Raw genomic sequence first — 6,851 nt, forward strand, 5'->3', positions numbered from 1 at the left:
AATGGCGATCTTCGAATACATCAACGGCTTCTACAATCCGCGTCGCCGCCACTCAGCACTGGGCTGGAAAAGTCCTGTCGCCTTCGAACGAAAGGTGGCTTAAACGAGCACTTGGGGCGGCACGAAAGCGCGACAGGTCCAAGGAAAGCAAACTTTTTAGTGAACGGCGGGAACTCGTTCAGCACGGACCATTTTGGCTGTAGTTCCATTTGAGGGGCCCACATGGGTGTATTGGAGAAGCAGAAGAGGTGTCGAACCGCGCAACACTCATCGCCAGAACATATGGTCAATACATCCCGAATTACCCCGTCAGATCATTGCTCTGGGTGTATCGCTCGACTTCCAATTCAGCTTCAGTCTGCGTGAGTTTGAAGAATTAACGCTAGAACGCGGTGATGACGTTACGGGCGAAATTATCCAGCGTCGGACGGTCAAATTTGACGTCCTAAATGCCCACGGGCCAACGCCTCGGTAGCCACCTCCACCGCCATTCCGAATACGAGCGTGAATGATGCAAGGCTTGAGATCACAGGATGGTCTACAATGCGTGGTATTGATACAGTCAGCAACCCGCCGTCATTCCGTTCTCACCACCCACTCACATTGGCTCGAAGCATTCGAGGCGTAGAATCTGCGGCAAATATTGTTTGGTCTAGAAACGGCAGCCCGACTTGCAAACCCGGCGAGTTATCGTGAACGCGCATCAATGAGTGCTGTTTTTTGATTAGACGGTCCGCGGACCGTTGAAGTCACAAGCCTTGAATGCATGCGTCAATCTGAAATCCCTGAGGTCATCAAGTTCATTCCGTCAGCAGCGCGAGGGCCGAGTTTTCTAGCCTAACGATCATAAGGTCATATCCTGGGGTCTATAAACCTTTCACGGCTGACCCTCGCTGGGTTTTCACTTTCCACAGCGCGGTCCGCGGACCGCGCCAGCTAGAGCAAGCAAGGACTAATACTCATCATACGCGGGGCCTAAGATCTTGATGCGGACTTCGGTATTAGCGGTTTTGATGCGGCCAAAACTGTTGGACAGTGCGCGGAGTGACTAGGCTGGAGCACTCATGGGTCCGTGGATCATATCGGGCATGCTGTACGGTACACTGTAGTTACGCTCACCATGACCAAAGAGAAAAAGACCGCTGGGCGTGAAGGGCCGCAAGGGAGAAACGGTAGGCTAGGGGGCTGCCCTCAGTCCGACTGTGGTATGTCGCCCGATATGCTGAACCTAGACTCAGGGCATCTAAGGAGATGGCAGTCCATGCCTTGGCACACCAAATAGCACAATAGCTGCCGCTCGAAATGCGTGAGGCTTGGCGTGGACAGAAAATTGCTTATGGCTAATACTTCTGCACTCAATAAGAGGTTTTTATCATTCTTGACGCCGTTCATAATTCCCACTGTTTTCCGAAGTTCATCCTGGATTTCAATGTATTGTTTCTTCCGAACACCTTTTGAAATGGTTCGGGACACATTAGGCGACGTGCCTAGCAGACTGTCCAGTTCGGCATACGCGTCCCGCTGCAATGGCATCACCTTGGTGATAACTTTCTAGCATCTTAGCCAGATAGGCCTGTGGTGCTTTGATCGTAGCGATCTTCTGGGCAATATAGTCCAGTACGAGCAACGCATTTCGCCATCCAATTTCTGTCACAGCATTCAAGACGGATTTTTGTCCAAGTCCCAAAAAAGAAGAGAATTCGACCAGCTTATCCCATAGATCCTGCGCAGTCCAAGGACCGTCTGGGTAAAAGCTGCTGATTTGGACACATATTGACCAAGCTGCCTGTAGATCCGAAAGTTTGAGGTCTGCAGTTCTGCTGCTAAATGCGGCTCTTTTTGTATATTCTTTTCGTTTAGACTCTATGTGCCGGTCAATATGTCCGGCATCGGCGGCAGATTTGTCCGCCGCAGGGCAGGGTACTTTCGCGATGCATCCATCGAAGGGCTCCGATGGAATACGCAAGCGGTCTGAATTCTGGGATGGGGCAGGGCAGGGGAGGGTAGGTTGCTCCTCTGTTGCGGATAGAGCTTCTTGTTTTGGCTCGGGGATGATCTGTACTTCAATAGCGTCGACCCGCTTCTCGGCTTCACAGATGTCCGAAACACTGATTGTCTTGCGCCGGAACAGATTGCGCAGGAGCAAAGCGAGATCGCTTAGGGCGTCAGGCACATATCCTATATGGTCCGTGGACCATCGCTTTAGTTCCGACAAGCGTGCGGTGACCCGTGAGATCAGCGCACGCTTGCGCTGCCTGTCTTCTTCAAGCCTTGCCCTGATCTCTCTGAGTTCGTCGATGCTCAGAAAGAGGGGTTCAAGATCGATGCCATAAGCATCAACGATCCGGCCAGACGCGTCTCGCACGGCAAAGCGGCGGCCGTTCGCAGATAGTTTACGGGCCACAAGACCAGTCTCGTCCAGGCGGGTCTCTGATCGACGAAACCCGCGCTCCTCCATGCAGTTGGCGCGGGGGAGGATGGCCGATACTTGCATGAAAGACATCAGCAGTTGGCCTGACTTTATTGGCCCTTTGGGGAGCACGCTAAGGTGGGCCCCCAGTACAGCGATGTCGCGATCGGATAGGCCAAGCACGGCAGCGGTATCTTTCACCAGCTGGAGCACCTCCCAGCGGTCGATGTGGAATTGGCCTTTTGCAGGGCGTTGACACAAAGGATCCTTGTGCCCCGGCAGCATAACTGAGGGGTTGATATATGTCATACTAAATTTCAGACGGCAAAACTTCCCCGTTCACCGAAAACGATGTTGAAAATGATTCGGAAGGCGAGTATCAAGTAAATGCAACGATACTTGAGAACCCTTCAGAGCTCCGGCTTTGGGGGGTTTTCTTTTGCGCTCCTGTCTGCTCCTGTCTGCTCCTTTTTTGCTCGTTGATGTTGGACCCTATATTGGGCCCTGGGTTGAGCTCAGCTTCACGGACCGCGGACCGCTGCTTAAGTCATTGTTTTTATTATTTATTTACTTTTTCAATCTCGGCGAACTCTGCGTAGATATCGCGCATGCGTTCCTCAAGAAATCTCAGAAATGCTTCGCTGTCCCTCGACTTTGCCTTGATCTCAAGTTTTGAGCCGCGCCTCAGGAAAGTTACTTGGCCTGATCCGATCTCTGTCGGACCTGGCTTAGTCGGTTGGGACGGCTTGTCTCTCAATCTTTCGATCAGATCCTTTACCCGGTCTTCGCTGGGCAGCGATGTATCGACCATCGCCGAGATCGCGGCTGGATCCTTGTCTGACCTCGCATCAATCGCAACACGCAGGCTTTCCCAGATGCGCCGACCGATCCCGTGGGCAGGGCCGATCGCTTTGATTACCTCGTAGGGGATCGCCTGATAGATCCGGGCCATGCGTCCTACCAGTGATTTTTCGATCCCCAAGGCTTCCATTATGACGCTGTAGGAGACTTTGGATTCAACCATCTGATGAATAAAATGGGCCCGCTCAATAAAGCTTGTCTCGAGGCGCGAGTTATTCTCGATTCCCTGCGTGACAAGAGCCTCTTCGTCGCTCATCTGAACGACAAAAGCCCTGACAGGTTTACCTAGGCTGCGGCATGCGGCAATCCGGCGGCGGCCGTAAACGACTTCGTAGCGACCTGCGTCTTCTTTGGGACGAACCAAAACTGGGACCTGCTGTCCACGGGTCTGGATGCTGTTGGCAAGATCATGGATGCCGTCCTCGATATTGAGGCGGTCTGCAAAACGACTCTCGTCGATGAGGGCCGTGTCGATGTCCTGCGCAGTCCGGCTCAGCTCCTCCTGCATGCCCATCTGGAAATATCGCACGGTTGGCGCTGTTTTGCGGGCGTCATTTGATGTGAGCTGGTCATTGGGTGATGTGGAAGGCTGTGGTTCAGCGTTTTGCTTTTCCTGATCGGCGCTTTTGGCGGCGATGCTCGCCATGGTGCCCCCAAAGAGGTTCTTGCGCGGCGGCATCAGCTGGCCCTCCGCGCGTTATCATCCGAATGGGAGTTTTCCGCAGCGGCCTCGCGCGCTGACCTGTGCCGAGCTGCAAAGCAGAGCTCCTCCAGTTCGTCTACGATAAGCTCCACACTGTCCATCAACCGGTCATAAGATTTGCGGGTGAAGGAGGAGGGCTCGAGCTCCATGACGGTGTTATTGGAATTTGACGCGTCACTGATGACAGTGGATTTCAAGAATTCCTGCTTCAGCACCGCACCCGAGAAGATCGTTCGCAAAAACCCGGCCATCTGCACCTGTGGGCTATCTGTGGGTTCGAACCGTGTGATCAGGAACCGGATGAAATCGTAATCCTTCTTGCGCGAACTGCCCTCGACCGCTTTCATGAGGTCTCCTGCCATGCCCAGAAACTTGCCCAAGGACATGCTGTCGAGCATAGAGGCGTTGAGCGGGATGATCAGTCCGGTTGACGCAAAAAGCGCAGAGATCACCGAGAAGGAAAGCTGAGGAGGGGTGTCAAAGACCACGACGTCATAGTCGGCCTCAACCGATGCGATCGCCGCCGACATACGGCGGTGGAACGGCTCTCCGCCCATGCCTGTCTTGAAGGAGATGGCCGTCTCGTATTCGAATTCGGTTAGCATCATTTCCGATGCCGCGATATCCACGTTGTGGAAATATGTCTTCTGGATCACATCGCGCATGGATTTCGGACCCGAACTGGTCTCGGGGTCGTTGTAACGTAAGGCCTCGTAGATAGACGGAGATCCATCGATATCTGGCCTGACCTGAAAGATATCGCTCATCGACGCTTGCGGGTCCAAGTCTATGCAAAGAACACGATGGCCCCGCAGGCCAAGAAGCTGTGCAACCAAGATTGCTGAAGATGTCTTGCTGACACCCCCCTTGAGGTTGAATGTGCACAGCACGTTTAGCTTCTGATCGCCCTGTCTGCGGGGGTAAGCCTCAGGCGCTATTTTTCCATCATTGAATAGGAACTGGCGAATATTGTCGATATCTTCGGCTTTGAACATGCGCCGGTTGCCGCCAACCAGCTCGCCGATGGGCATGCGCCCGTCGGCGTTCTTGATGTAATGACGGAATGTGTTCTCGTTCAACTTCAGGAACCGCGCGACTTCGCGTACCGAGAAACGTCGTAGCATCTTTCGCTCTTCAGGCGCCAAAAGGTACGATAAATGTGTGTCCAGAGCCTCGGAAATTTTATCGGAATAGCCTGCCAAAGCTTCCGACCCGTGGACCTGCTCCTGGGATATGTTCCCCATTTCTGCCCTCATTCGTTTTAATTGTTTTTTTGAGTTACACTGACAAATGACAATAAATCCAGCTTTTTCTGGTGTGGGGGGCAGGGGGTCTTGCAGGCAGGCTTTGTCATTGTGCGGCGAAGCGCCTATTTTCAAGGGCTTCGAGACTGTGGACAAGTGTCACATTTTCTTGAGTCATTATATTAAAATACCCCCAATTGATTATAAACACAGACACAAAATCCCCGCAATCATCCTTGTTTTCCTGTTTCCGGCCAGTTCGATCTCCGATTTTGGAAGATTCGAAGGTCTTGGCACCTAGCTGTGGATATGTGGCGACTTTTATACCCCAAGGGACGATTGCCTGCTGGTATCCAGTGCGAGTGCCGCATTTTTCAGGGCCTCCTCGCGCATAGGTTGTTCGAAAAGGGCATGACGCCCGCGGCCCGTTTTTTTTGCGGCTTTCATGGCGATATCGGCATTGAGGATCGCCTCCCCGACGGAGGTTCTTTCCGCCCATTTATGAATGCGATCCCTATGCTAGCCCCCACCCTGAGGTCCTTTTTTGCATAGATCACTGGTGCCCTCAATCTCTGCAATAAGACATCGAGCGACTTGTGCAATTCTATCGTCTTGTTTGCTTGTTCGCCATCCAACAAGAAATTCATCGCCCCCAAAGCAGCCGACGAGCTCACGGATAAAACGACTGCCATCAACGAGATGTGGCAAACCGATTTCACCTACTTCAAAATCATTGGCTGGGGCTGGTTTTATCTCAGCACAATCCTGGATGACTACAGTCGTTACATCATTGATAGGAAGCTCTGCACGAACATGCGGGCCGAGGACGTGAAGGTGACAATTGAGTTGGTACTGGCGGCGTCAGGCTGCGACCATGCCGACGTTCGCCACATGCCACGCCTACTGAGCGACAATAGTTCTGTTACATCTCCGGTGATCTGGCCGAATGGCTGGAAGATTACAAAATGGATCACGTTCGCGGCGCACCCTTCCACCCGCAAACCCAAGGCAAGATCGAGCGTTGGTATCAAACAATGAAGAACCGTGTTTTACTGGAAAACTACTACCTACCCGGTAACCTCGAACGCTAGTTCCGGGCCGCCATCGATTAAGACAACAACGAACGCTACCACGAGAGCCTGAACAACGTCACACCAGCCGACGTCTCCTTCGGACGCGACAAAGCCATCATCAGAGGAAGGGAGAAAATCAAGAAACGGACAATCCAACAACGCCGCTTGCAACACCAAAGACAAGCCGCATAATCAATCACACAAATGAACTAGAGCCTCCAAAGCTCAAACCCCTCTGATGTTCGATTTTATATGACGACGGAGAGCCATGCCGAACTCACTTTTTGTGGCAACACCGGTTTTTTGACTGAATTGTAAAAAATAGAAAAAAGAGGTTGCGGGTATTTGGAAGTAACCTTAGAACGCCCCATACCGGAGACGCAGCGATGCGGGTTTGGAGCGCTAGACGGGACGGACGGAGCTGCGAGGTTTTGTTGGTTTACGTAGCGGAGAAATTCTGAGGCATTGAGGCGGGGCGCGCTGGATTTTACGGCGCATCTTGGTTTCTTTTGTCTCGACGCTCTTTGAAAATTAGATATCTGAAGAGATATGTGGGCGGT

4 protein-coding genes and 1 pseudogene are annotated in these 6,851 nt (G+C 52.5%); 2 read left to right on the forward strand and 3 right to left on the reverse strand.

The genetic code is table 11. The annotated features are described in order from the left end of the window. A partial coding sequence (locus tag ABYT07_RS17775) for an IS3 family transposase (RefSeq protein WP_121095842.1) occupies nt 1-103 on the forward strand: 103 nt, incomplete at its 5' end. A 1,371-nt stretch (nt 104-1,474) separates the two neighbouring features. On the opposite strand, the gene ABYT07_RS17780 is transcribed toward ABYT07_RS17775, so the two are convergent. From ABYT07_RS17780 to repA, 3 genes are all read right to left on the reverse strand, one after another. Then, entirely contained in the window at nt 1,475-2,719 is a 1,245-nt protein-coding gene (locus tag ABYT07_RS17780) for a helix-turn-helix domain-containing protein (protein WP_372993364.1), read from the reverse strand. Between the two features lie 250 nt (nt 2,720-2,969). Further along, nucleotides 2,970-3,950: a plasmid partitioning protein RepB gene (gene repB / locus ABYT07_RS17785; RefSeq protein ID WP_372993365.1), complete on the reverse strand. Its 981-nt coding sequence runs from the start codon at nt 3,948-3,950 to the stop codon at nt 2,970-2,972. Next, entirely contained in the window at nt 3,950-5,230 is a 1,281-nt protein-coding gene (gene repA / locus ABYT07_RS17790; RefSeq protein ID WP_372993366.1) for a plasmid partitioning protein RepA, read from the reverse strand. The genes repB and repA overlap by 1 nt, the downstream gene beginning before the upstream one ends. Nucleotides 5,231-5,860: 630 nt before the next feature. Between repA and ABYT07_RS17795 the strand changes: the two are divergent. Next, nucleotides 5,861-6,483, forward strand: a pseudogene (locus ABYT07_RS17795) (transposase); the annotation flags it as partial. Nucleotides 6,484-6,851: the final 368 nt, after the last annotated feature.

It is taken from the genome of Sulfitobacter sp. (assembly GCF_041552635.1).
Taxonomy (GTDB): domain Bacteria; phylum Pseudomonadota; class Alphaproteobacteria; order Rhodobacterales; family Rhodobacteraceae; genus Sulfitobacter.